Raw genomic sequence first — 26,880 nt, forward strand, 5'->3', positions numbered from 1 at the left:
GTTTATAATATTAAATCGGATGTAATAATAATAGTAGATAATTTTCCTGTATGAATAACGCTCCAATTGTAAGTATAAAGAATCTAGTAAAAAATTATGGTACAAAAAAGGTGCTGAAAGGCATTGATCTCGATATTTATCCTGGCCAGATCATTGGTTACATTGGGCCCAATGGTGCCGGAAAATCTACCACAGTCAAGATTCTTATCGGACTTATACCCGATTTTGAAGGTACCGTAACGATTAATGGTATAGATCTGCGATCTGATCCACTTGAAATTAAAAAGATTATTGGCTATGTCCCTGAAAATGCAGAGATCTACGAAGTATTGACCCCAATGGAGTACCTTGATTTTGTAGGTCAGCTACAAGGAATGGACAATGTGGTTATCACAGAAAGGTCCATAAAAATGTTGCGTTATTTTAACCTGGAAGCGAATAAAGACCAGCGTATGGATACTTTTTCAAAAGGTATGCGACAAAAGGTTCTTCTGATATCTGGTTTACTTCATAATCCTCAGATCATTGTTCTTGATGAGCCCTTATCCGGACTTGATGCCAATGCTGTTATCCTGGTTAAAGAGGTCATTTCATTATTGGCAAAAGAAGGGAAAACGATATTCTATTGTTCTCATATGATGGACGTTGTAGAGAAGGTGTCCGACAGAATTGTTTTAATCAACGATGGCACGATCATCGCAAATGGGACTTTCGATGAGTTACAGCAGAACCAGGGAGAAAGTCTTGAAAAAATCTTCTCGAAACTTACCAATAATGAACATGCTGAGCATTCTGCTTCCAGCTTTTTAAACGTCTTTGAGTAGATTTCATGAACAAGTTTATCATTAAAGTCATTATGTTGTTCGCTCCATTGATGAACAGATGGGGAATAGACACCAACCAACTAAAGATTATTCTTGCTATTAAGCTTACCATGGACGTCAGACGTCCAAATACCTTTACCCAGGCAAAGACAAATTCAAGTAAGCCGGTAAATGGGGTGAATACAATGAGCCTGGTCATATCATTCATTATGGGCATATTTTACACCATGTTATTGGCTTTCCTGAAGGTACCCTTGTTGGGGCATACCATCTATTTCACCCTAATCATGGTTTCGCTTACACTCACACTGATCTCAGACTTTACCAGTGTACTTATAGATACAAAAGACAATTACATCATTTTACCCCGGCCAGTAAGTGACCGTACTTTTACGGTTTCGCGCATCTTGCACATTACGATCCATATATCAAAACTCGTATTTGGTCTTACTTTACCTGCCTTTATTTATACACTAATTTTTGATGGGGCGTTAGCTGGACTTATGTTCCTGGTTGAAATTTCCTCTGCCACCCTCTTGAGTATTTTATTTGTGAACATCATATATCTGATTGTACTTAAAGTAACCACTCCCGGAAAGTTCAAGGACATCATTGCTTATTTCCAGATTGCCTTCGCTGTGCTGATCTTTGTTGCATATAATACCATACCCCGGGTTTTGGACATCAGCGCTATTGGAAAGATCAACATGATACAGATAAAAGCGATCTATTTGATGCCTTCTGCTTGGATTGCCGGCCTACATGAGCTTGCTGTCAATTGGCGGTATCAACCTGAAGTCATCCTCCCGTTTTCTGTTTTGGCAATTTTAAGTCCGCTTATTGGCATAAGGGTAGTGATCCGTTATCTGGCCCCTGGTTTCAATAATAAATTAGCTGAAATTAGTGGCAGCCTAGGTGACAAACAGGAAGCAAAAGCACATACAGAAATAAAAAGAACAAATTTAAGGCTTGAAAATATGGCCAATTTCTTTACCAGCTCTTCAATTGAGAAAGCTGGTTTTAAAATTGTCTGGTTACTGACTTCCAGGTACAGAGAGTTCAAAGTGAAGGCTTACCCGTCATTTGCATTCATCCCCGCCTATTTCATTTTCATGGTCTTTTCAGGTAAGAATACTTTGACCTGGTCAGAAAAGTGGGACCATCTTGGAAATGGAAGCAAATATGTAATCCTGATCTATATGACCGGGATAATTCTGTTGAACATATTGCAAAATGTCATTTTCAGCGACCGTTATAAGGCTGCATGGGTATATTATGTAACCCCTGTCCGTACTCCCGGAGAAATCCTTTCAGGAATGTATAAAGCCATCGTACTAAAGTTTCTATGTCCATTCATCTTATTGATAACTTTATTTTGTATAAGTATATGGGGACCGGGTGTAATTAATGATGTTTTATTTGGTTTTTGCAATTTGATCATCGTTGGGATTCTGCTTGCCCTGTTTACCACGAACAGGCTTCCCTTCTCTGAACCAGAGGGTAATAAAAGCAAGGCTGGAAAGTTTACAACCAACCTGTTTTTGATGATGCTTATGTTTGGAATGGGCGGAATACACTACTTTATCGCTCGATGGGAATGGCTGATATGGGTACTTCTGTTCATCAATTCTGGTGTGTTGTGGCTGATGCTTAATAAGTATAAGGCCCAAAGTTGGCAGGAAATCCAGGTATACCAAGAGGTTTAATGCTATTACCTAGTCACAATTTCTACAGTACCTGATTCCAAACCTTTACTGCTGGCCGTCAGCTTTAGCTTTGATGAGGTGTTTCCTGCTTTTATAATAGCCATTACCAACCCGTTAAATGCACTATGAACATTAGATTTGAATGATTCATGATTTGTAGGACTCCCATTATCAAGCCCCTCAATATAGGCATCTCCATCTAATTTAAAACTGATTACCTGGTTGGCATCAGGAATAACATTACCTTCAATATCGGTCACCTTTACTGTAACAAAAGATAAGTCCTTTCCATCTGAGTGTATTTGATTACGATCTGCAACCAACAGCAGTTTGGCCGCCTTGCCTGCTGTTTTTATGGTTTGCTCCAGAACAATTTTTCCATCTTTCCGCGATACTGCCCTGAGTATACCAGGTTCATATTTCACTTTCCAGGCGATTTTCATGTCCTGACCTTGCTTGTTTTTTTTTCCGAGAGAACGGCCATTCAAATAAAGCTCTACTTCATCTGCTTGATTATAATAAACCAATATATCAACAAGTTGTCCTTTATGCCAATTCCAATGCGGAAAGACATGCAGTACCGGAGTATTGGTCCAGATACTCTTGTACAAATAATAGACGTCCTTTGGGAAACCAGCAAGATCAATAATTCCAAAATAGGAACTTCTTGCCGGCCACACATAAGGGGTTGGCTCTCCCAAATAGTCAAAACCGGTCCATACAAACATTCCGGAAACTGCCGGATTGTTTTCAAAAGCCATTAAGGTTTGTTCATGTGAGGAACCCCAGGGTGCATAGCAATTATCATAAGCGGAACAACTGAAGTCCGGATTTCCTGTTAATAATGGTTTATCCCAAGCCACTGGCCAGATTCTCACACTATCAAATGGCATGTCATAGTGTCCGCGAGTTTGTAATGCAGAGACCGTTTCTGTGGCAATTAATTTTTTGCCAGGATAGGTTTTATGAAAATCTTTCCATTTCTCATAATTATAATTGTAGCCAATCAAATCCATTGCGCCAGACTGAATCAGGTTATTGTATAAGTTCACATCATTATTTGCTGTGGTAACCGGACGGCTGGTATCCAGGTTTCTGACAAACCTAGCCAATTCCCTGGCAATGACGCGTCCTGTTGTGTCTGCTCCCGTACCCCATTGCTCCTGAATTTCGTTTCCAATACTCCAAATAAATACAGAAGGGTGATTGCGATCCCGGATAATTTGATCTTCCAGATCTTTTCTGTGCCATTTTTCCCAATCCAGGTGATAATCAAAATTAGTTTTCTTTTTCGCCCACAGGTCAAATGCTTCGTCCATTACAATAAACCCCATTTTATCGCATAAGTCCAGCAAGCCTGGAGCAGGTGGATTATGAGAAGTCCTAATCCCATTACAACCCATCGCTTTTAAGATCTCCAGTTGTCGCTCAGCTGCACGTAGATTGAAAGCAGCTCCAAGTGCACCCAGATCATGGTGGTTACATACGCCACGAATTTTTAACACTTTTCCGTTTAATATGAACCCCCGATTGGCATCAAAACTGAATGTTCTGATGCCTAAAGGTGTATCGTAGTTGTCTATCACTTTGCCTTTAAGTAAAACCTGGGTTTTTACAGTATATAAGTAGGGAGATGTGTCAGACCACAATCTGGGATTTAGTAGTTTTATTTCCGCATGCACATTGGTGTTTTTCTTCAATCCAGCCGTTTGAGTATAACTCCCCACCAGTCTCTGCTCATGATCAAAAATCCGGATTTCAATTACGGCCTGTTGTGGAGGTTTAACTGGCGACTTGACATTCACCTCAAGTTTTATTGTTGCTTTTAAACTGTCCACATCAGGTGTAGTTACAACGGTTCCACAATAGTCAATATGTACAGGATTTAAAGTAAGGAGTTTTACATTTCTGTATATTCCCGAACCACTATACCACCTTGAATTTGGCTGTTTAGAATTGTCCACCCTTACTGCAATGATATTCTGGCCCCCGTAATTCAAAAAGGGAGAAAGCTCGTAGCGAAAAGAAATATAACCGTTTGGTCTTTTTCCAAGAAAGTGTCCATTGATCCAAACTTCACTATTGCGATACACGCCTTCGAAGTCTATCGCCATATATTTTCCTTTTGAACTGCGAGGTACCGTAAATTTTTTACGGTACCAGCCTATTCCGCCAGGTAATGCACCACCTCCTACAGTTGCGGGGTGATCATTACTAAAAGTACCTTCTATACTCCAATCATGCGGGAGGTTTAACGCTCGCCAGTTATTGTCGATGTAATCAACAGTATATGCTTTCTGTTGTTCCCCAAGGTTAAACTTCCAATCCGAATTAAAATCTTCCGTAATTCTGGGGCATTCTTGCGCAGGTAAACTTACGGCTATACCAGAGAAACCAATAAGCAGAAATAGTAATTTAAATATTCTCAATTTGTTGTTTGTTACAGGATGTAATGAAAAGAAAACCACTCGTCTTTAGCGGCATTGTAATCTGTGCCAAACCAAATACCTTTACTTTCTACTTTACCCGGGAAAACCTTTACCACCTTAAAGGTGTTTTTAACAGGGCTCAAAGAATTTCCTGGATTCTGCAGGAGCAATTCTCCGTTTAGGGTAACTTCATTAGTTGCCTCATTTATAGTAAATGTCCCGGTAGTCATTACGCCATTTTGATTACGTGTATAATTCATTCCACCCACTCGGTTAAATAATATCCAGGAGTTTTTGGCAATCAAATCCCAGGAATTGTTCCAACCCCAATCTCTGGTATCGTCACTCGTTTTGGTCCAGCCTTTACCTTTTGCAATCCAATCAATAGGATTACCAGAGGCATCAATTTTCCATAGCCTGCCCGAAGTAGTACCCGTTATCATAGAAAGTAATTCTCCAGATTTGAATGTAGGATCAAAGCCCTCATCAGGCCCCGTTACAGGTGGTACATAATGATCAGAAAAAGTTTTCGAAAGAAAATTATAAACGATCATTGCAGGACCTTCTCCATCTACATCTTTATCCCTGATAACGCCCAGTTGCATGGTGTTCTCATCCAAAGAAAGGATCTTATAATTGCTCCAGTTGCTAATTCCTGTCAGACCATTTTTAGCTGGTTTATAACCGCGAAGTATAGAAGCATTATTAATGCTGAGGGTTTTAGAATTCACACTTAAAAAATAAGTCCCGTTTTGCGTCACATTACCTTCCATGGGTTTGACCGCCTGAAAAGCTGCAGTTCCTTTTAATCCAAATGTCATTACCCCGTAATCGCCGGCTGCCATTATGCCGGGATAGATATCACTGATGCCTGGTCCCCAGGTCCAGCAATCTCCGCCATAACAACCCGTTGAAAAAGCTCCACTGGCCCAAGGCCCGCCTTCTTTAAGCCAGCCTATATTTACGCCATAGAATGAAAGAGGCCCGGAAAAGTACTTTCCTTCTGTATCCAGAACCCATTGCTTATCTTTTCCTACACCACCGGAAATTGCCGTCCATAATGGATCATTGACATAATTTAAGTTGTCCTGAGTTACCTTTATGATGACGGAGTCCATTTTTACGACCATACCACCGGTAGAGACAGAAAGTTTAATCACATAATCACCAGCAAATGCGAATTTAACCGTATCTACCATTCTGGTTGAACTGCCAATTCCATAATCCCACATCGGTAAAGTACCTGGTGTCATATTCTTTAAAATGACTGTGTTGCCGCCGGCATCTGCTTGTTTATCCTGTGTAACGGAAAACTTAATCTCCGATTTGTCCAATACCCTGCCCAAACTGTGCTCCTCTTTTTTACAGGCCGCAAATAACAAAGGCAGCAGGGCTGTTGCGAATATTCTTTTATATAGTTTCATTTTCTCTTCAGATTAAAAGATGATCAGGTTACCAGCCTGGATTTTGTTTTAGAGTACCATTAGACAGATTGATCTCGGTATAAGGGATTTGTTGAAGCCCTTTCGTTGCAATAATATTTGCCGCTGAAATCGTTTTCTGTGTACTTTGGCCTCCATTAAGTACAGTTGTACTTTGTGCGATCTGCTGAGCAGCTTTATCAATGCCCTGACGTAGTAAGTCATAGTAACGAATTCCTTCAAAGGCGAATTCCAGCCTGCGCTCATTCATTAGGTTATCCTGGCTGATCGACAAAGGTGTGAAAGCATCTTTATAGGCACGTTGCCTAACCTGGTTAAAATAAGTCTGGGCATTTGGGCTACCTAGTTCAGCTGCCATCAGTAAAACATCAGCATAACGGATGGATACATAATCCTGAAACTGTCCAATCTGAAAATTTGGATTCCCATTTGCTTCTGGTAATGGTTTTCCATCTGTCCCGATCATTGGGCTATATTTTTTAGCATAATACCCGGTATATTCTCTTTGCTTGCTTTGGTTTGTGAACGGAATTTTCTCATCAACAATAGAAATGATGGAGGCAACCCTCCTGGTATCTGTATTTGCATAAGCATTCCATAATTTAGGATCTACCGTTTCTGCTCCCCATCCGTTCCCATAAGGAAAGAATGACTGTTCCCGGATTCCAGTCATCACCATCCAGTAATTCCCATCAACGTTGCCATTGTAGTCACTTGTATAAGTGTATTTGATGGCGAATATGATTTCCTTATTGTCTTCACCTGCATAGGCAGCCTGTGAAGCTGCCGGCCACAGATTGTTAAAATCATCGATCAAACCATATCCGCCCTGTGTAATCACATCTTCAAGATAAGCAAGAGACTGGGCCTTGGTTACTACGCCAACCAGATCAGATTTAGTATAATACCCCGTATAAAAAAGGAAAACCCTACCCAACAAGGCCTCTGCAGCATATTTGGTTACCCGGCCGTGGTTAGCAGGTAGCTGACTGGGATAGGGCGTAGAAGGCATATTACCGGCCGAAAATTTAAGATCTTCGGCAATGACCTTATAAACTTCGTCTGGATTAGCTTGGGGGATATTTTCTGCAGAAGGTTTCGTTAATAATGGAATGTTTCCCCATAATCTAACCATATCAAACAGCAAATAAGCGCGCAGATAACGGGCCTCAGACTCATACGTTTTTCTTAACTGAGTGTCACTGCCCCATTCAATCTGATCCATTTTACTAATCAGCATATTACAACGGTATAAAGCTTTATAATAGAGCACCCAATTCCGACCAAACAGATTCTGATCTGAGGGTGAACGCGATTTATCAAATTCATCAAGCATCTGATAGCCGAAACCATCTGAATTACCTGTACCTCCAAAAGTATTATCTGACATGACTTCGGCAGCAACAGGTAACGCTATTCCATCCGACCATACAATTTGTAATCCATCATAGCATCCAACCAATGCCGTAAATGCGTCTTTTGGAGTTCTATAGAAATTTTCGTCGGTTACAGTGGTCATTGGCTCTGTATCCAAAAAACTTTTTTTGCATGCGCCCAATGTCAAAAAGAGCAATGCGATTATACCTATTTTTATAACTTTCATAATGATTAAGATCAGAGGGATTAAAATCTAAGGTTTGCACCGAGCATAAATGTTCTTGGTCTTGGGTAATATCCTACATCAACACCTGATGAAAACCCTTCAGAGCCATAACCAATTTCGGGATCCATGCCGTCATATTTTGTGAAGGTACAGACATTCAATGCCGCAGCATATAGCCTGACTTGTTTGAGGTAACTCTTCTTAAACACCCTACCAAGATCGTATCCAACAGTGATGTTACTGATCCGGAGATAATCTCCTTTCTGGATGTACAAATCAGAGAAATTTGTCCAGTTTCTATTGTCATCAGTTACACGGGGAATCGTATTTGAACTCCCTTCTCCATGCCATCTATCTAGTATTCTTGTGGTATAGTTTGAGTATTGACTAGCTTGATTTCTATAAGACTGGACAATGTCATTTCCTGCAACACCAGAGGCTACAATTGAAAAATCAAATCCTTGGTAATCTCCTGAAAGTGTGATCCCAAAAGTATAATCCGGATTAGGCTTACCAATGATCGTACGATCCAGATTATCTATCACTCCATCTCCATTCAAATCCTGATATTTTACATCTCCCGGTGCTGCCGAAGGTTGGATAAGCCTACCACTGGCAGACCTGTAATTAACAACTTCAGCTTCATTCTGAAAAATACCAGCCGTTTTTAATCCCCAGAAATAACCTATTGGAAAGCCACTCTGCGCGCGGTAAAATTCAAGCGAATTGTCAAACAGCTGGTTGGCCAAACCATGTACAATTCCATCTGCAGTCGGAATATTACCTACCTTATTTTTGTTGTAAGCTCCATTAACACCTACTGAATAGTTAAAACTGCCTAGGTTACTTTTATAGATTAAAGCCAGCTCGACTCCTGTATTTTTTACATTACCGCCATTAATAAAAGGGGCATCGGCTCCTGCTGTAGCCAGGATCGGTGCTGAAATTAGCCAATCCTTGGTGGTTTTGTTATACCAGTCAAAGTTTATGGTAAATTTCCCTTTGAGCAGATTTGCATCAAAACCTATGTTTGTTTGTTCTGAAGTTTCCCATTTCAAATTAGGGTTGCTAAGCCGGCTTGGATAGGCTCCAGGAGTAAGCACACCTTCGGTAGGACCAAAAATATAATTGGTATTTGATAAGGTAATTGGAGCCAGATATTGGAAAGCGGCAATATTCTGGTTTCCTACTTGTCCCCAGCTGGCGCGAAGTTTAAAAAAATCAAGCCAGCTTTTCTGACTTTCAAGAAACTTCTCGTTGGTTACTACCCAGCCGGCAGACACTGATGGGAAATAGCCCCATCTATTCTGTGCAGCAAATCTGGAAGAGCCATCTGCTCTGAAGGTCGCGTTTAACAGGTATTTTTCTTTATAGTTGTAATTTGCCCTTCCAAAATAAGACATTCTCCGGTCTGCGTCGTTTGGCCTGCCACCTATGGTAATACCTGCGATATTCTTGTTCGTGGCGTTACTTAACCAGGCATGATCAAGATCATCAAAAATCAAATTGGTATTGCTTCCAAAAATATTGGTCCCATCTGCCTGGTAGGCGGAACTCCCCGCCATCACTTCAATTGCATGGTCATTTTTGATATTGAATTTATAACTCAGTAAATTATCCCAAATCAAAGACTTACCCTTATTCATAGATTGACTGGCCTTAGTTGTTGTGCTGTAAGCATAAATAGAAAGGTTATATATAGGTGTAAAAGAGTGGCTTTCACCAGCATTATAATCCATTCCCAAGCTCGATCTGAATTTTAGATTTTTAATAGGCTCCAAAACGAGATAGATATCACCAAGTACCCTTTGGTTATTACTGCGGTTCTGATTATTCAAAACCATCAAGGCATATGGATTGGCTTCTCCATTGTTCCACGTAGATTTGCTATTATCAAAAAAATTACCACCTGCATCATAAACAGAAACGAATGGACTGGTATTAAAAGCTCCCCGTAAGCTGTTATTGTATTGATTTCCGATCGCTATTCCATTATTTTTAATATCTGTATAAGTAAGATGCTGGCCTATTTTCAGGATATCTTTATAAAAATTATGTTCGGAATTGATCCTGAAACTGTAACGTTGATAATTAGATAAGCTTTTTCCTCCAACAATACCTTCCTGCCCCGTGTATGACAAACCCAGGGAATAAACAGAAGCTTCAGAAGCACCAGAAGCACCAATAGAATAATTTTGTGTCGGTGCATTATTTACAAACATCTGGTCTATCCAATTTGTCCCTTTTCCCAATGCCGAGATTTGATCATTGCTAAAGATTGGCTGTTTGCCACTATTAATAGCGGCCTCGTTCATGATAGAAGCATATTGCGATGAATTGAGCAATTGTGCTTTGTTAGCGACATTTTGCAGACCAAAATAAGCATCAAAGGTAAGTTGCGCCGATTGCCCCCGTTTACCTTGTCTTGTGGTCACCAGAACTACCCCATTTGCCGCCTGAGAACCATAAATGGCTGCTGAGGCAGCATCTTTCAGAATATCAATAGATTCTATGTCTGCTGAATTTAAATAAGTGATATCACCAGTAAGCACACCATCGACCACATAAAGAGGCCCTGAATTTCCAATCGTACCCAAGCCGCGAACGATGACTTTCATTCCTTCACCCGGCTGCCCTGAGGAGGAGGTGATCTGTACCCCTGGACTCTGCCCTTGTAAACCTTGCAAAGCATTGGTTGTACTTTGTTTTTGTAATGTTTCCCCTTTAATCTGTACTGTCGCTCCAGTGATCAGTTTTTTCTGCTGCACACCATAACCAACTACAACGACCTCTTCCAGGTCTTGCTGCCCATAAGCTAAACTTATATTGAGTACATTTCCCTGCTGTACTGTGACTTCTTTGGTGATGTAACCTACGGAACTCACCCGCAAAACATCACCAGTCTGTGCACTGATCGCATAGACGCCTGCATTATTGCTTCCTGTACCGGCTGTCTTCCCCATTATTTTGACCACAGCTCCCGGAATAGGCTGACCATCTGCTGCCCCTGTTATTTTACCAGAAATTTGACGCTGCTGGGCAAATGCCGACTGACTGGATACGAGCAGAAAGAAAAATATCAGTAGCCAGACATTCCCATTTTTAGAACTAGATTTCTTTTCCATGCCGTTCATAATAATTTAGTATTAGTTGATTCATAGTATATTTGGTTGTAAATAATTGCTATTTAAATGGCCAGGACTATAGCTTTATAGTTATCCGCCTGCCTGTGTAAGAAAGCTTATAATCTGCTTTCTGATTAAAGTCTAATGGTTTTGCTGATTTTGGCCCAATCACGATAATTCTAAAATCCCGGTGAGACATCATTCCTTTGAAATTCCCTCTCCTGTCACTTAGGCTTAGTGTCTTGTTGTTTTCTGTATAATTAAAATCAATATTGGAGAACGCACCCTGTTCGTAGTTGTAATTTATTCCCTCATCTTCATAAAGAGAGAATGATGCATCTTTCCCAGTATAAATAAATAGGGTAATTGCATCAGGTACTTTTTCAGTTGTATATTGTAATTCCGGCCCTGTGGGAAGTATGGTTCCTTCTTTCACATAAACAGGCATTCTCTGATAAGATGCCAACGCATGTATATCCTGCCCTCCTTTAAAATACTGACCCGTATACAGATCATACCAACCCTGTCCTTCAGGCAAATAAACAGTTCGTTTACGTTCTTTATATTTATATACCGGATTGATCAATAGTGAAGGTCCAAACAGATAACTGTCATTCAAATTAATGGCCTTCAAATCTTTAGGAAAATCCATCATCAGTCCACGCATAATAGTATAGTCTTGATGGTAAGTACTTCCAGCTAAAGAATAGATATAAGGCATCAATCTGTATCTTAATTTATTGTAATACAACATACTTTTGTAGGCCGGATGATCTTCTGGTGCGATATTATAAATTTCCCTGTAAGGAAACTGTCCATGTACCCTGAATAATGGTACAAACGCACCAAACTGGTACCACCGGGTGTTCAATTCCCTCCACTCTTCCAGGTCGGCACCTTTGGCTTGTTCATAACGCTTTTCTACCGAAAATCCGCCGATGTCCATTGTCCAGTTGGGCATTCCCGAAAGAGAAAAATTAATACCAGCACCGATCTGGCTTTTCATGTCCTCCCATCTTGAGGCAATATCGCCGCTCCATGCCACGGATGCATAGCGTTGTAAACCTGCATAGGCAGAGCGGGTCAGAATAAAAACTCTGTTTAATGGATTTGTTTTCCGCTGGCCTTCATAGATCCCTTTTGCATTGACTAAAGGAAAGGCATTAAAATAGGTTGTTGGCGAGCCTTCAAACGTTGGTGTCATCAGTTCTTTTCTAGCCTCCACCGGTAAGTTGGAATGCATATCCGGTTCCGTCGCATCCATCCACCAGGCATCTATCCCTTTCTGGTATAACCTTGTATTCACCAGATCCCAAAAGGATATTCTTGCCTTTGGGTTAAAGGCATCGTAAAAGGTATTGGAATACCCCCTCCCAATCCAATCCAGACGTCTTTCTGCAATGTTCCTTTTATATAGGAAACGATTCTTATCGAAGTCATCATATATGTCAAAACCCTTATTAAACTTAGGCCATACCGAGATCATGAGGTTAACATGTTGCTCGTGTAGGGATCTGATCATTTCTACAGGTGTTGGAAAGCGTGCCGGATCAAACTGCTGGCTCCCCCATTCGGGCTCTTTCCAATAAGACCAGTCCAGTACAATATTGTCTAGCGGAATTTTACGGTCACGGAATGCTTTTACGGTAGACAGGATATCGTCTTGAGTTTTATAGCGCTCTCTGCTTTGCCAAAATCCCATGGCCCATTTAGGTAATAAAACTGCTTTTCCGGTTACTGTACGGTATCCGGAAATTACCTGATCTGCATTTTCTCCTGAAATAAAATAGTAATCAACCGCTGACCCAGATTCTGAACGTAATCCAAAAATATTCTTTAAGGCTTCCGGAGCCGGTGGTAAACAGGTTAAGCCTAAATAAGACTCACCCCCATCTGGTATCCATTCCATCTTTACACCGATCTTTTTATTTTTCTGGAGCGCCAGATCAAGAATAGCTGAACCGGAATTCCATGCCTGCCGCCAGTAATCGGCAACAAGTTTACCATCCAACCAAACTTTGATATACCCCGCGTACTTCAATTGTAATTGGTACGTCCCATCCAAATCACTTTCCACAGCGCCTTCGTAAGTCACTATTGCGTCTTTCATTTTAATGCGATCTGGAAACTTATGTTGATCCGTTAACCAGTTCAGTGAAATTTCCGATACAGGTTGGACAAACAAGATCTTTTCTGGTGATGTTTTTTCTGCATAACTTGCAGTAAGCCATCCTTCATTGTTGTCTTTAGAAAACAATCTCAAGGCATTCAAAGGCTGATAATCTCTTACATCACCAGCCCGGGTAATGGAATAATTATCCCATAACAGGCCGTATCCTTTGTTAGAAACTACAAAAGGAACACCTATTTCCGTATTATACTGAGAAAGATCTACCCGTCTTCCCCTATAATTGACTATCCCCTGCTGGTGTTGTCCTAGTCCATAATAAGCCTCATTATCCTGTATATCGAATAGTTGCGAAACCTGATAAGATGATTCTCCATTAAAAAGCCGGGGAACCAAAGCAATATCCGTTAATTTACTCTGTGCTAATAAAAGTTTATCATCATTATCCCGATAGGTCAGTGTTCCGGTTTCAGCAGAAATTTCAACATTCAGCTTTTTAGTTTTTAGAACAATCAGATCCTTAATTCCATCCACCGAAAATTGGACCGTTATATCAGCTGATTTAATTGACATCAGGCTCGCCGCTTTAGGAAAATCATCGTTACCAACAGCTGTTATATGAATAATCTGGTCAGTTACTGGTTGAAGACGGATTTTTTTTATTCCTGATGTAGAGTGAAGAACAGAGACTTCAATTCCTGAATCTGTTTTGACATAGTTTTCCTTTTCTTGTCCATTGACATGTAGAACCAGCCATACATTACAGATAAAGATCATGGAGATAACCTTAATTTTGCGCATAGAAGTAATTACAGTTTATATTGGTTGATTGACAGCTAAATTATCAGGAAGGATAGAAATCAAGGGTATCCAATTGATAACAAATGGGTATCCAAATGTTAACAAAACACAATTAAAGTGATCTGGAAGTGATTTCATCCGATTTTGCCAGGGCGTATACCGAAGGAAGAATATTGAACTCTTGTTTAAAATATCTGCTAAAATGTTTTGGATTGCTGAACCCTACTTCATACGCGACTTCGGCAATTGTCATCTGGGATTTCAACAGTAATGGTTTTGCTTTTTGTAACCGATAGGAACGAATATATTCTATTGGTGATTTACCGGTTAAAGGAAGAATCTTTTTGTACAGACCAACCCTGCTCATATTCATGTCAATACTCAATTGGTCTACAGAATAGGAAGAATCGCTGAGGTGTTTTTCTATATGCAAAGAGAGTTGCCTGATAAATTTGTCATCTACAGACTCCACTTCAGTTTCTGGTGGCTGAAAATCCACTTGTTTTTGGTACGTTCTTTTAGACAAGGCCTGTTGTTGGAGTAGATTTATGATTTTTGATAACAGAATTTCAAAATTAAAAGGCTTAGTCATATAATCATTAGCGCCTGTTTCCAGCCCAATCAATTGTTGGTCGTCGGTTGTCAATGCAGTTAATAAGATCACTGGCAAATGGGCTGTACGTTTATCAGATTTAATTTTCTTACAAAGATCAATACCATTCATTTCTGGCATACTTACATCGCTCACGACTAAATCAGGATGACTGGAAAGGATTTTTCGCCATCCATCTTTCCCGTTTGCAGCCTCTATGACCTGGTAATATTCTCTTAAATTGTCTTTTAAATAGAACAGAAAATCTTCGTTATCTTCTACAAGCATTAAAACAGGTTTTTTACTTTTCCAGGCAAGTGGTTCCTCTGTCTGAGTCTGCTCTAGCTTTGTACTGATGAGTACTTCAAGAGGGCGTTTAAGATGGAAAGTTTTACTATTAAAACAGGTTTTTTACTTTTCCAGGCAAGTGGTTCCTCTGTCTGAGTCTGCTCTAGCTTTGTACTGATGAGTACTTCAAGAGGGCGTTTAAGATGGAAAGTTTTACTGCTTTTATCAGGTAGTGATAACGATACGGTAAACTTACTTCCCACATTTACTTCACTATCAACCCATATATTTCCACCATGTAGTTTAGCAAACTCTTTAGTAATAGACAGGCCAATGCCACTTCCCTGGTTCACTATGGAATCAGGCACATCTCCCTGGAAAAAGCGTTCAAAGATCCTTTCCTTTTTATCGGGAGCAATACCAATTCCCGTATCGCTTACTTCCAGGAGCAGGCCGCCACGGTTTTCCTCACTTAACATTGTGCTTATTTTCACATTGACTTTCCCACCCTGTGGGGTAAACTTAAAGGCATTAGACAACAGATTAAAGACAATACGTTCTATTTTATCGTGGTCAAAAAGTGTAATTAACCGCTCTCTTTCAGTATGAAATTGAAAATTAATATTTTTCCTGTCTGCCACATCTCCAAAGGAAAGGCAAAGCTCTTTGATGAAAGAAATAATGTCTCCGGTTTTAGCGTGCAGTTTTAACTCTTGCACTTCCATTTTCCTAAAGTCCAAAAGCTGGTTAACCAGGTTTAACAGTCTTTTTCCGTTCCTGTGAATTAATTGAAGTTGTTGTTTTTCTGAATCGCCGGCTTTTTTGATTAGTTTTTCAATTGGAGTAATAATTAAAGACAATGGCGTTCTGAATTCATGGCTCACATTGGTTAGAAATTTTATCTTAAGTAAATCTAATTCGTGCATACGTTTTGCCTGCTGACGTTCCTGATTCAGCAAAAACTCCCTTTTCAGTCGCTGAATTCCCCTTCTTCTGATCCAAAGAAGCGTCCCTCCTGCAAGCAAAACATAGAAAGTGTAAGCCATCCAGGTTCTCCAGAATGGTGGTGAAATTTTAATACTTAAACTAGATTGATTGTTGGTCCAGTTTCCGGATGCATCGGTAGAAGCTACTTTAAAAGTATATTCCCCCGGATCAATATTCGTGTAAGCCGCCCGGCGGCTATTTTCCTGCAATTCCTGCCAATGCTGGTCAAAGCCCTCCAGTTTGTAACGGTATCTGATTTTTTTAGGATTGAAAAAATTGAGTGCAGCAAGCTCAAAAGTAAAACCATTCTGATTGTATTTCAATTCTATGGTATCGGTAAAGACGATCGACTTATGAAGCAAAATACGTCCTTCAATAGGCTCTCCAATACCTATATCTTTATTTTCAATCTGTAAACTGGATATTATTACAACAGGTTTACTTTGGTCACTTCGAATATTTTCCGGCCTAAAAAGGTTAAATCCATTTGCTCCCCCAAAAATGAGTTCTCCTTCTCTGGTTTTATATCCTGCATTAGCATTGAAGGCATTTCCTTGTAAACCATCATACTCATCATACTTTCTGAAAGTGTAAGAGAAGCCGGCTTTGTCTTTCTTAACGATTATGTTAAACATTCCATTTGCCGTACTCAGCCATAGATTTTGGTTATTGTCTTCAATTATCTTCAGCGTCGCTTTTTCCAGTAGTCCTTCTTTAGAATCGAAATTTTTAAACTTGCCTGTTTTAGGATCCAGTCTGCTCAACCCATCGCGGGTTGCAATCCAGATAAAGCCATAGCTATCTTGCATGAGATCATAAACTACATTATTGATCAATGCATTTGCCGCTCCGGAATCACTCTCATAATGAATAAACCGACCGTCTGTTCTCATCTCATCTACACCATCTGAAGTTCCGACCCAGATATTACCCCTGGTATCCTCTAAAAGACAGGAAATGAAATCAGACCTGATGCTGTTTTTTGTGCCTGCTCTTTTGTGGGTAAACAGGTTCGTATTTCGATCCAGTTGATCTAACCCACCGCTGAGCGTCGCAATCCAGAGATTTCCTTTACGGTCTTCTTTGATGTCCCATACCCTGTCATCTGCCAGGCTACTGGTATCCTTACTGTGATGTTTATAGTGCTTAAAGCTTTTCCCGTCAAAACAATCCAGCCCACCAAAGTAAGTACCAATCCACAATTTCTTCTGCTTGTCAATAAACAGGCTCACAATAATATCATTGCTCAAGCTGTTTGAATTAGCTTGCTGATGTATATATCTTTTAAACTGCGCACTTTTGCGGTTAAAATAAAAAAGTCCGCCGCCATTTGTACCAATCCATAAATTTCCAAGATCGTCCTCAACAAAACGGTTTACATCATCATACGTCAATCCTTTAGGATTGGCTCGCTGGTGTCTGTACAGTGGAAATTTAAGTATTTTCTCGTGAAAAAAACTAACACCCTTTTTAAACGTACCCACCCAGATAATACCAGCAGCATCTTTATACAAACTCGTAACACTGTTCTGACCTATGCTTTTAAGATCATCTTCTTTATTGAGTATATAGCTTATCTTAAAATTGTTTTTAGTCAATAGATTAACTCCACCATGATCGGTGCCAATCCAGATCCTTCCTTCCTCATCTTGCAATACCCCACTGATCAGGTTACTATTTAATCCTGCCGGTCCTTTGTCTATAAACCGTTTTATTTGGCTAAGTGGATTATAGTAATCTATTCCACGCTGGTTATTCAAGGTGTAAATCCACAAACCAGAACTGTTATCTACAAATAATTTATAGTCCTGAAAATCGACTGGATCATTTTGGTGAAAAATAACTATACGCTTGAGGACCTTACCTGAACTTCTATCAAGTTGTTCAACAGTCTTGTCCTTGTGAATTACCCATATATGCCCACTTGGATCTTTCTGAATAGAAGAAACCGGTGTATTAGTTAAAGAATGGGGATTGTTCTTTTCAAATTTAAGGTGGCTGGTTTTCCTTTTTGAAACATCATATCTAAAAATACCCTCATCAACTGCATTAAACCAAAAGTTACCTGCACCATCTTTCAGAATATCATGAATAACTTTAGCATGGATGTTCATCTTTTGTAGATAGTTACTCGTGTTTCTAATAAAATTTTCCGTTTCCGGATTATAAATATTCGGTCCACCACGGGTTACTACATATAATTTATGATCCGGTAATTCGAAAATATCAGTTACAAAATCATCACTGATAGAAGTTGTATTCCTGGGATCGTGCTTGAAAATTTTAAATTCGTGCCCATCGAAACGATTCAATCCGGAAAGTGTTGCAAACCAGATGAAACCCGTTGCATCTTTTAATATTGCATTTACCTGATTATGAGATAAGCCATTAGATAGATCCAGTCTTGAAAACTGAATCTGTCCTTGTTGCGGAAAAACTTTAGGTGATATAAAAAATAATATCAGTATGATCAGGAATTTCTTTTGCAACATTAGGACTTATATCATATTTGATTCTTTTTCGTGCTTAAATGTAAAAATATAAAAAATTGGGCAATCGGTTGCATTATAAAAATATAAGAGCAGATCAATGCTTGCTCCCATCTGCTTTTAAATATTCTTCCGAGATTTTGCGTTGAAGAACGTCTCCCACGTAAACAGCGCACTGATCATTTTTAGCATTTGTATCTGTCAGTTTTTGCCATAGCATGTTACTTGCCGATCGTAGATTGGGAAAAAAGTACGAGCACAACTTTCTTCAATTAAATAAACCGAATGACAACCAACTCTTGGTTTTAAATAAAAACAACAAAAATTAATTTGCAACCTAATATTCACGGACATTTATTTTGAATTTAACATACCATATTATTAATAAACATACCTTGCACTAAAATTAAGTTATAATATTCTCGTTTGACATATAGCTATAATTCAATATGCAAGAAAGTAATTCAACATGCAAGAAAAGTTATCTCAAATCGGTAACGCCTCAAATCCAGCACATCAATTAATTACTCTTTTTGCTGCCTATTCCACTATCAGCGAAGGGTTGAAAGCAGAACTTGAACTGTTACTCAAGCTCCGTGAACTGAAAAAAGATCACCACCTGGTTAAACAAGGAGAATATTGCAATCACTTTTATTTTCTAGTGAAAGGTATCCTTGTATCAACAACCAACAAGAATAACAAACAACTTACTAGTTTCATTATTCCAGATAGAAACTTTGTAACCTCAGTTTCAGGCATGTATGGATATAAACCATCCGAGGATAGCATATTTGCTATAGAAAATTCCCTGCTGGTGAGTTTACATGCAAAGGATATGCTCTATTTCTATCAGCAATATCCTGAAATGAACATCATTATGCGTTGTATTATGGAACGTTGTTTTCAGGAAGCACACGAGCGTTCCAACATGATCCGGTTAGGCACAGCCAAAGAAAAATACCAATATCTATTGGCATCAATTCCAGATCACATAGGACGAATCCCACTCTCACATCAGGCAAATTACTTAGACATCCGACAAGAGACTCTGCAAAGAGTCAATAAGGAACTGGATATAGAAAGTGACCAGGTACAATGTGCGCATCTGCTTGCAAAATTGGATACACATATCAGCCAACACAAAAATTTCCTGCAAGAAACCATTACGCTAAAAAAATTAGCCCGCATTCTGGAAATTCCAGCGCATCAGTTGAACCACCTGATCAGGAATAGACACAACAAAAGCTTTATCCAATTTATTCACTCCTTAAAAATTGACTTAGTCAAAAAAAGACTCGAGAACATTGCGAATTGGAAACACTTTACGCTCGAAGCCCTTGGAGCTGAAGCAGGATTCAGATCAAGAAGTGTATTTTTTTCAGAGTTCAAAAAACATACAGGGATGAGTCCAGGAGAATATGCCCGTAAATCAGGTCAATCAAGATAAACTTTTGCCGGGAAAAGCCCTCACAAACCGCTTATAATTATCTTTTCTGTAAATACAAGTGTTGTGTTTTTCTTGCTAAATTGCGTCATCAATAACATACAATGAGATTATGGCAAGTGAAACCGAAAAACCTGAGTTTTGGGAATCAGCTTTTGGCGAGAAAAAAGAAATGTGGGGCTTCGAACCAGCAAAATCTGCTGTATTGACAAAGGATTTCTTCGTTCAAAAATCAATAAAGAGCGTCCTGATACCCGGAATTGGTTACGGACGAAACGCCCAAATCTTCAAGGAAAGTGGAATAACAGTAACAGGGATTGAAATTTCAAAGACAGCCATTGAAATGGCAAGAAAACACTATGGAGCAGATATCGAGATCCACCATGGCTCCGTAACCGATATGCCATTTGATGGTGCAGAATATGAAGGAATATTTTGTTATGCTCTAATCCATTTATTAGACAATAACGAAAGAGAAAAATTAATTACAGACTGCTTTAACCAATTATCGGAGAATGGTTATATGGTCTTTACTGCCATTTCAAAAGAAGCTCATACTTATGGACAGGGTAGATTGGTCAGTAAAGACCGCTACGAAATATTCGAGGGAGCACAATTGTATTTTTACGATAAAGACTCTATAAAATCAGAGTTTAGTAAGTATGGATTATTTGAAATCACAGAAATCAGTGAAAGCCAGCCATTCTTTCTAATCAAATGCAAGAAAGAAACTCAGCAAGATCTATAACATCATCACAATTATAAAGGAGCATGGATCATCAAATTACCATATTCAATACCATTATTCTTGTTGGTATGCTCCAAGGGATGATAGGGTTGATTTGCTGGATTTTCAGACCAAATAAGAATAGCGAAAACAACTTGTTAGTTTTGATTATCTTAGTTTTAATCCTCCTAAGTTTCAAAATACTGTTGCACACTTTTGGTCTTTGGCAATATCCCGGGTGGCGTTATTTTCCTCTGGCTATCGACACCACTATTCAACCCTTATTTTACTTATACACCTGTTCGGTAACAACTCAGCACTATCTTTTTTCAAGAAAAAAATTATTGCACTTCATTCCCACCATGTTTTTTCTGTGCCATGCTTTCATCGTTTATATAGCAACAGCAAAACAAGAAGATTTTCTATTGAAAGACCTTATTGCGGAATCGTTCTTTTATAATCAGTTAAAATTCACAGAAGATGTTGTGGCTATTTTAGCCAGTATAATTTATTGGTTTCTCTCCTTCCGACGTGTAGAGAATTATAGAAAATGGTTGTTTAAAAGCCAATCCGACACAGGTTTTGCAGAACTCTCCTGGTTACGCAATCTTTTGATATGCACCGGCTTATTAATTGTTTTTTTATTTATATCATCTTTAACACAAAACATAATGCCCTCCGGGAGGGATTACTTTGTTTTAACCCAATTTTTTTACATCTACTTATCCATAACAACTTTTTACCTGGCTTATAGAATAATCATCTTTCCCCAACATGATCAATTCTCTTCTATTCGTCAAGCAACCTCAGTTCAGCCGGCCAAGTCTCTAGCAGTTGATAAGACGATCAACTATAGGGTGATCCAGCAGGCAATCTATCGTGCATTTGAGGTAGATAAACTTTTTTTAAATCCTCAACTAAGCTTAAAAGAGCTGTCCATTGCCATCGGATTTCCTCTGAATCAAGTCTCTGGTGCTATAAATTATGGTTCGAATCATAATTTTCGGGATCTGGTAAATAAGTACAGAATTGAAGAAGTCAAGAAAAGATTAGCTGATCCGGAAAATAAACGATATTCTCTTACAGGTATAGCTTTTGATTGTGGTTTTAATTCCGAAGCCAGCTTCTACCGTATATTCCGTCAGCAGACTGGCTGCTCGCCCAAGAATTATTTTTCCAGCAAAAGTAATTGAGATCTATTTACACTCAAAACTTGTTTTAAGTGGTCCGATAGCTTTACAAAGGCCATTTTTACAAGAAATAATAAATTATGAAAAAGATCTTCATACTACTTCTGCTCATAGGTTCCTTTATACCTGGTTTCGCTCAATTAAGTAAAGACCAAGATGCCAAGCAAACTCCGCTCCTTTTAACTGGAGAAAAATACTTATTAAACACGCAATGGGACCAATGGGGAATTTATGCTAAATACACGCCCAATCAAGAAGTTTTAGGCTGCTGGAGTACAGCATTAGCACAAATCCTTTACTATCATAGACTCAAACCTTTTGGAAATGCGGATTACATATGCTCCAATGGCTATGCAATTAAGGATACTCTATCTAAATACAATATAAGATGGAATCATTTCCGAGATATACTTGACAAAAATAGTCCAGGAAAAAGCATCTCAAGTGTTGCCCGTTATTCTTATCTTACTGCGATTGCAGTGAGAAAAGACTTTGGTAGTGGAAGATACCTTGAACTCGTTAATCCAGCGCCGCAGATAGAAAAACATTTTCCATGTGATGCCAAATTTTATGGTTGTTTTACAGGAGATCTACCCTACACTTCTAAACAACTCAAAACTATTGCTGAAAAGGAAGATATAAGGCACATCATTGACCGTAATCAAATAATAGAACTTATCGAAAAAGAGATTGACAATAAAATGCCTATTTACTTTCATTTTGGCAATTTCTCCAATTATGGGCATTCTACGGTAATTGATGGCTACCGTAAACAAGGTAGTATCTTTTATGTACACATCAATTATGGAGCTAGTGGATTTCGTAATGGTTGGTATGATCTCTTTAAACCCATTGATGTTGCTGATGACATCAGACTAAGAGCGTTTGTAACTATTCATCCTAAATGAGAATCATTATTCAATAAAAAAGCTCCGGAAAAAATCCAAAGCTTTTTATCAATCTTGTATGGGTCTGTACCCAGGAAAATAGGATTTGATGGTTGAACCTCAGGGCCTGTAAGGTCCAGAGAGACCATCAAATCCTATTTTCAACTATTTTTTAACCGGAGCAAGCAAGCCAGGATACAAAATCCCATCTGTTTTAAGGTTCAGATTCAACAATTTCGCCACCAAAGGCGCAATATCCTCCTGCCCCATTAAAGGCAATACAGTTCCCGACCTGATCCCCTTGCCAAAAGCAACAAAACCAGTCTGTATCTCCTTAAAATCGGTAGGAAGATATCCATGCGTACCACCGCTTACAGAATCCAGCATCTCGCCCGAAGCAGAAGCGCCAAAACTAAATCCCTGATAAGCAGCTAAGGCCAAAAACGCATTTGGGTCGCCCTGAGCTTTAGCTATTGCAGCTTTATCCAGTACATGATACATCCTTTGAATTCCCTCGGGTAATTGACTAAAAGCGAGTTTTATTTTCTCTAAAGTTGCTTTATCTTTCGGGTCTTTCAAGTGTAAAAAAGCAGAACCACCACTTTGTTGGAAATAGGCCTTCCAGGCGCTCTTGTTTGCATCATCATACAAACCTAGTTTAGCCAGGACAACATTAGGCTTAAATTGGGTATGAATATCTACAAAACCATGATCGCCAGTAACAATAAAAGTAGTGTTCTTACTGATACCTGCGGCCTCTGCGGCATCCATAATGGTTTTGATTGCAACATCGGCGCCAGCTACGGCAGACCTAACTTTATCCCCATCACGCCCTTGCTCATGTTCAAAGTGATCTGTAAGCGCAATATGGACAGCCATAAAAGCTGGTTTATAACGTTTCAATATATAAGCCGCCATCCTTGATTTATTCTGATCGCTCGTGTAAAAATCAACAGTAGCACCATATTCTGCAAATTGACCAACTGCATAGTCCTGAACTTCCTGAAAAAGTTCTTTAGGATTAGACTCCAGAGACATTGCTTTGATCTCATCTTTCTTTTCTCCTTTGCCTTGTGGAAGAATAACATATTCAGGCAAATTATAATCAATCGGTGCACCTACAGTAACGGGCCAGCTAACGCCAGCCGTAGTTAAACCCGCATCTTTAGCCGCAGTCCACAAAGTAGGTACCTTAATGTCCTTATAATACCAAAACCATTTGCCAGAAATGCCTAATGGTTCAACAGGTGTATTGTAATAAATACCATGTTTTGCGGGTAGCACACCGCTCACAATCGTGGTATGTGAAGGATAAGTTACCGTAGGAAAACTACCTCTTACACCTTCCGCATATGCGCCATTTTTCATGCCCTGACGTACATTAACCATGCCCCACTGCGGGTCCAAATAAAATTCCGGTCTTAAACCATCAATACTAATTAACACCACATGGTTTTCCTGGGCAGAGATGGCCCCCGCTGAAAGCCATAATAAAGTTATCAGAGTGACTATTTTTTTCATTTATATGTTTTTTAACGCGAAGGTATCCGTATAAAATGCCTTTAAAGTTTCATAAATGTTAAGAAAATATAAACTCTGATTTCCACCCTATCCGGTCTGCACCCAGGAAAATAGGATTTAATGGCCGAACCTCAGGGCCTGCAAGGTTCAGAGAGCCATAAATCCTATTTTCAAAACAAAAACTTTGCAGGTTATTACAACAGTTTTATCTTAATCATTGCCGCTTTAAGCCAGGGCGCAGTAAAACGTACAGATAACTCATCAGATCGGCTACCCTTAGCTTGTATATAAACAATCATCTTACCATGAAAAACACGCTGTTTATTATCCGTATAATCACTCATATCCGAATTGTTCCCCGCTTCCATTCCAAGCAACCGGGCATTCCCAACAATATCACAAGTAATTTCATCATCTGAAAGCGCTACAGAAACTCCATCCTCGTCAACAATCTGAAGCTCTATCTGCACCAGGCCGTTCTTTGCATCCACCTGTAATTGATCCCCCTGTATTATTTTAATCGCCTTCTGGCGTTTGCTCGATTGCAATATATGACGAACGGTCTCCTTACCTTTTTCATCCATTCCAACAACCTCTAAATTACCGTCAGCATAAGGAATATCCCAATAAATAATTCCATGTTTCTGATCATAGGCTTTCGTGGCTCCAATAACCTGCCCGTTCAACTCCAGCCGCGCCTTCTCCGCATTTGTATAACAAACAACCCGTATCAACTGTCCAATCTGATAATTCCAGATTGGCCAGGCATCCATAGAAGCAACCTCCGTTTTCTTCTGCCCTTGTTCTGATTCCAGTACAGACCATACATCTGTAGCCGCACCACCACCTTTAAGCGGATAAGTACCCAGATAAGCCATAGGTTTCTCCGACCAGAGAGATTGACGGAAATAGCCACGGGGTTTGATAAAGCCCGCAAAATCCACTAGCCCGGAATAGAAACCACGTGATGGCCAACGGCCGGATTCGCCCAGATAATCTATTCCGGTCCACAGAAACTGGCCAAAAATATGCTCATTATCTTTCACAACCTTCCATGCCTCAAAGTCATGGCGGTTCTCACTGCCAAAAATCACTCGTTTCGGATAGCGTTTATGGTCCTGCAGATAACGGCTTTCGGTATAATTATAACCTGCAATATCCAATGCCCCTGGGTAGGCTGTTTCATTAGACATCGCAACTCCTGCCAGTCCAGCCGTTACCGGACGGCTTGTGTCGTATTTTCTAACCACAGCGGCAAGCTTTTGTGCGATATCACCTAAATGCATCGCATCAGGCGCATCTTTCTTATAACCGCCAAAAATGGGCTGGGTAAAGCCATTTTCCTGAGTACCAGCAAGCACCGGATGCGAGTATGGATCATTTGGATAGTCAACCTCATTACCAATGCTCCATGCAAATACGGAGAGGTGGTTACGATCCCGTTTAACCAGATCTGCCAAATCTCTTTCTCCCCACTCCTTAAAAAAGTCAAAGGAGCCCTGGAATCCAGGAATCCCTGCATTCCAGCCTTGAAGCCACTTACGCTTTGGGAACTCCCATTCATCAAAAGCTTCGTCCATCACCAGCAGCCCCAGTTCGTCGCACAGTGCATATAGTGACGAGGCCTGAGGGTTATGACTGGTACGGACCGCATTAACCCCTAAAGACTTTAAAGTCATCAGACGACGGCGCCACACAGCAGGATATACTTCTGCCCCTAGCACGCCTGAATCGTGGTGCAAACATACCCCTTTTACTTTCATTCCTTTGCCATTGAGCGCAAAACCCTTATCCGGATCAAAAGTAAAGGTACGGAAGCCTGTTACTAGGCTAGACTGGTCAATGACTTTGTCATCCTGCATCACCGTTGTACGCAGGGTATAACAGTTTGGGGTATCTATGCTCCATAAAGCAGGATTTTTTACATCTAAGCTTGATTTGATTTCTTTTGCACTTCCTGGTGCAAGCGTAGATTTATCGGTTTTCTTTACTACAACTACTCCAGATTTATCCAGAAGTTCATGGAGTACAGAAATACTGGCGGTTGATGGCGATTCATTTATCAGACCGGTCTGTACATGTAGCGTACCTTTCTTACCTTTCACTTCAGAAAAAGCATATACTCCCCATTGTTCCAAGTGGATATGATTTGCACGAACTAACCATACATCGCGATATATCCCAGAGCCAGTGTACCAGCGGGAATCGGCATCCCGGCTGTGGTCAACCCGTACAGCGATCTGATTTTCCTGACCATATTTAAGATAGGAAGTAATATCGTAACTAAACGAAATATACCCGTTTGGGCGCTTACCTACAGACTTTCCATTTACAAAAACCTCACTCCGGTTATATACCCCTTCAAAATAGAGGTACATCTTTTTACCCTCATCTTCTCTTGAAATGTTCAATTTCTTCTGATACCAGCCTATTCCTCCGGGTAGATAGCCCGCAGCACTGGCGTAAGTTGGACTGAAGGCTTGTTTAACACTCCAGTCATGCGGCAGCTGAACCTTTTGCCAGGAGTTCTTAGCATCATCTGGCACTGTTTGATCTTTAATGTCACCTAAGTGAAAACGCCAGTCGCTATTGATCTTTTCTGCGTGGCCAAAGCCGGGTTGTCCAAGAGTTGTCGCCGGGTTAAATAATTGAATGGCGAGTGCAAAAGTTAAGTATTTTATAAGTCGTATCATGCTT

General features: G+C 39.8%; 15 protein-coding genes. 6 read left to right on the forward strand and 9 right to left on the reverse strand.

Annotated features, from left to right (window positions below):
• Positions 1-50 precede the first annotated feature (50 nt).
• Both DBR11_RS10305 and DBR11_RS10310 read left to right on the forward strand, forming a co-directional pair.
• Positions 51-824, forward strand: coding sequence for an ABC transporter ATP-binding protein (locus tag DBR11_RS10305; RefSeq protein WP_108552278.1), 774 nt, complete (start codon positions 51-53; stop codon positions 822-824).
• 5 nt (positions 825-829) lie between these two features.
• Positions 830-2,530: a hypothetical protein gene (locus DBR11_RS10310; protein ID WP_108552280.1), complete on the forward strand. Its 1,701-nt coding sequence runs from the start codon at positions 830-832 to the stop codon at positions 2,528-2,530.
• A gap of 5 nt (positions 2,531-2,535) precedes the next feature.
• On the opposite strand, the gene galB is transcribed toward DBR11_RS10310, so the two are convergent.
• The 7 genes from galB to DBR11_RS10345 form a co-directional block, all read right to left on the reverse strand.
• On the reverse strand, positions 2,536-4,959 hold the full coding sequence (gene galB, locus DBR11_RS10315) for a beta-galactosidase GalB (RefSeq protein WP_108552366.1): 2,424 nt from the start codon (positions 4,957-4,959) through the stop codon (positions 2,536-2,538).
• Between the two features lie 11 nt (positions 4,960-4,970).
• Entirely contained in the window at positions 4,971-6,383 is a 1,413-nt protein-coding gene (locus tag DBR11_RS10320; RefSeq protein ID WP_108552282.1) for a hypothetical protein, read from the reverse strand.
• Positions 6,384-6,411: 28 nt separating this feature from the next.
• Positions 6,412-7,935, reverse strand: a complete 1,524-nt coding sequence (locus tag DBR11_RS10325; protein ID WP_233260715.1) for a RagB/SusD family nutrient uptake outer membrane protein — start codon at positions 7,933-7,935, stop codon at positions 6,412-6,414.
• Between the two features lie 89 nt (positions 7,936-8,024).
• Complete coding sequence (locus tag DBR11_RS10330; protein ID WP_199233808.1) at positions 8,025-11,129, reverse strand: TonB-dependent receptor; 3,105 nt, start codon at positions 11,127-11,129, stop codon at positions 8,025-8,027.
• Positions 11,130-11,205: 76 nt separating this feature from the next.
• The gene (locus DBR11_RS10335) at positions 11,206-14,058 is read right to left on the reverse strand and encodes a TIM-barrel domain-containing protein (RefSeq protein ID WP_108552288.1); all 2,853 of its coding nucleotides are present in this window, start codon (positions 14,056-14,058) and stop codon (positions 11,206-11,208) included.
• Positions 14,059-14,170: 112 nt separating this feature from the next.
• Positions 14,171-14,938, reverse strand: coding sequence for a response regulator (locus tag DBR11_RS10340; RefSeq protein ID WP_108552290.1), 768 nt, complete (start codon positions 14,936-14,938; stop codon positions 14,171-14,173).
• A gap of 53 nt (positions 14,939-14,991) precedes the next feature.
• Positions 14,992-18,417 carry a two-component regulator propeller domain-containing protein gene (locus DBR11_RS10345; RefSeq protein ID WP_108552292.1) on the reverse strand — a complete coding sequence of 1,142 codons (3,426 nt, stop codon included), beginning with the start codon at positions 18,415-18,417 and terminating at the stop codon, positions 14,992-14,994.
• Between the two features lie 466 nt (positions 18,418-18,883).
• Between DBR11_RS10345 and DBR11_RS10350 the strand changes: the two genes are divergently transcribed.
• From DBR11_RS10350 to DBR11_RS10365, 4 genes are all read left to right on the forward strand, one after another.
• The gene (locus DBR11_RS10350; protein ID WP_108552294.1) at positions 18,884-19,861 is read left to right on the forward strand and encodes a helix-turn-helix domain-containing protein; all 978 of its coding nucleotides are present in this window, start codon (positions 18,884-18,886) and stop codon (positions 19,859-19,861) included.
• A gap of 109 nt (positions 19,862-19,970) precedes the next feature.
• Positions 19,971-20,606 (forward strand): bifunctional 2-polyprenyl-6-hydroxyphenol methylase/3-demethylubiquinol 3-O-methyltransferase UbiG, encoded by a 636-nt coding sequence (locus tag DBR11_RS10355; protein WP_108552296.1) that lies wholly within the window; start codon positions 19,971-19,973, stop codon positions 20,604-20,606.
• 23 nt (positions 20,607-20,629) lie between these two features.
• Entirely contained in the window at positions 20,630-21,778 is a 1,149-nt protein-coding gene (locus DBR11_RS10360; RefSeq protein ID WP_108552298.1) for an AraC family transcriptional regulator, read from the forward strand.
• A gap of 77 nt (positions 21,779-21,855) precedes the next feature.
• Positions 21,856-22,683: a C10 family peptidase gene (locus tag DBR11_RS10365; protein ID WP_108552300.1), complete on the forward strand. Its 828-nt coding sequence runs from the start codon at positions 21,856-21,858 to the stop codon at positions 22,681-22,683.
• A 144-nt stretch (positions 22,684-22,827) separates the two neighbouring features.
• On the opposite strand, the gene DBR11_RS10370 is transcribed toward DBR11_RS10365, so the two are convergent.
• Together DBR11_RS10370 and DBR11_RS10375 are read right to left on the reverse strand one after the other, a co-directional pair.
• Positions 22,828-24,183: an alkaline phosphatase family protein gene (locus DBR11_RS10370; protein WP_108552302.1), complete on the reverse strand. Its 1,356-nt coding sequence runs from the start codon at positions 24,181-24,183 to the stop codon at positions 22,828-22,830.
• Between the two features lie 194 nt (positions 24,184-24,377).
• Complete coding sequence (locus tag DBR11_RS10375) at positions 24,378-26,876, reverse strand: sugar-binding domain-containing protein (protein ID WP_108552304.1); 2,499 nt, start codon at positions 26,874-26,876, stop codon at positions 24,378-24,380.
• Positions 26,877-26,880 lie beyond the last annotated feature (4 nt).

The sequence above is a fragment of the Pedobacter sp. HMWF019 genome (genome assembly GCF_003061025.1).
In the GTDB taxonomy this organism is placed as follows: domain Bacteria; phylum Bacteroidota; class Bacteroidia; order Sphingobacteriales; family Sphingobacteriaceae; genus Pedobacter.

What these genes read in the sequence shown, in the direction of transcription:
- DBR11_RS10320 (WP_108552282.1), bottom strand. Translation starts at nt 6,383, where the DNA reads ATGAAACTATATAAAAGAATATTCGCAACAGCCCTGCTGCCTTTGTTA.
- DBR11_RS10350 (WP_108552294.1), top strand. Translation starts at nt 18,884, where the DNA reads ATGCAAGAAAAGTTATCTCAAATCGGTAACGCCTCAAATCCAGCACAT.
- DBR11_RS10340 (WP_108552290.1), bottom strand. Translation starts at nt 14,938, where the DNA reads ATGCTTGTAGAAGATAACGAAGATTTTCTGTTCTATTTAAAAGACAAT.
- DBR11_RS10375 (WP_108552304.1), bottom strand. Translation starts at nt 26,876, where the DNA reads ATGATACGACTTATAAAATACTTAACTTTTGCACTCGCCATTCAATTA.
- DBR11_RS10345 (WP_108552292.1), bottom strand. Translation starts at nt 18,417, where the DNA reads ATGTTGCAAAAGAAATTCCTGATCATACTGATATTATTTTTTATATCA.
- DBR11_RS10365 (WP_108552300.1), top strand. Translation starts at nt 21,856, where the DNA reads ATGAAAAAGATCTTCATACTACTTCTGCTCATAGGTTCCTTTATACCT.
- DBR11_RS10355 (WP_108552296.1), top strand. Translation starts at nt 19,971, where the DNA reads ATGGCAAGTGAAACCGAAAAACCTGAGTTTTGGGAATCAGCTTTTGGC.
- DBR11_RS10310 (WP_108552280.1), top strand. Translation starts at nt 830, where the DNA reads ATGAACAAGTTTATCATTAAAGTCATTATGTTGTTCGCTCCATTGATG.
- DBR11_RS10330 (WP_199233808.1), bottom strand. Translation starts at nt 11,129, where the DNA reads ATGGAAAAGAAATCTAGTTCTAAAAATGGGAATGTCTGGCTACTGATA.
- DBR11_RS10360 (WP_108552298.1), top strand. Translation starts at nt 20,630, where the DNA reads ATGGATCATCAAATTACCATATTCAATACCATTATTCTTGTTGGTATG.
- DBR11_RS10335 (WP_108552288.1), bottom strand. Translation starts at nt 14,058, where the DNA reads ATGCGCAAAATTAAGGTTATCTCCATGATCTTTATCTGTAATGTATGG.
- DBR11_RS10305 (WP_108552278.1), top strand. Translation starts at nt 51, where the DNA reads ATGAATAACGCTCCAATTGTAAGTATAAAGAATCTAGTAAAAAATTAT.
- DBR11_RS10370 (WP_108552302.1), bottom strand. Translation starts at nt 24,183, where the DNA reads ATGAAAAAAATAGTCACTCTGATAACTTTATTATGGCTTTCAGCGGGG.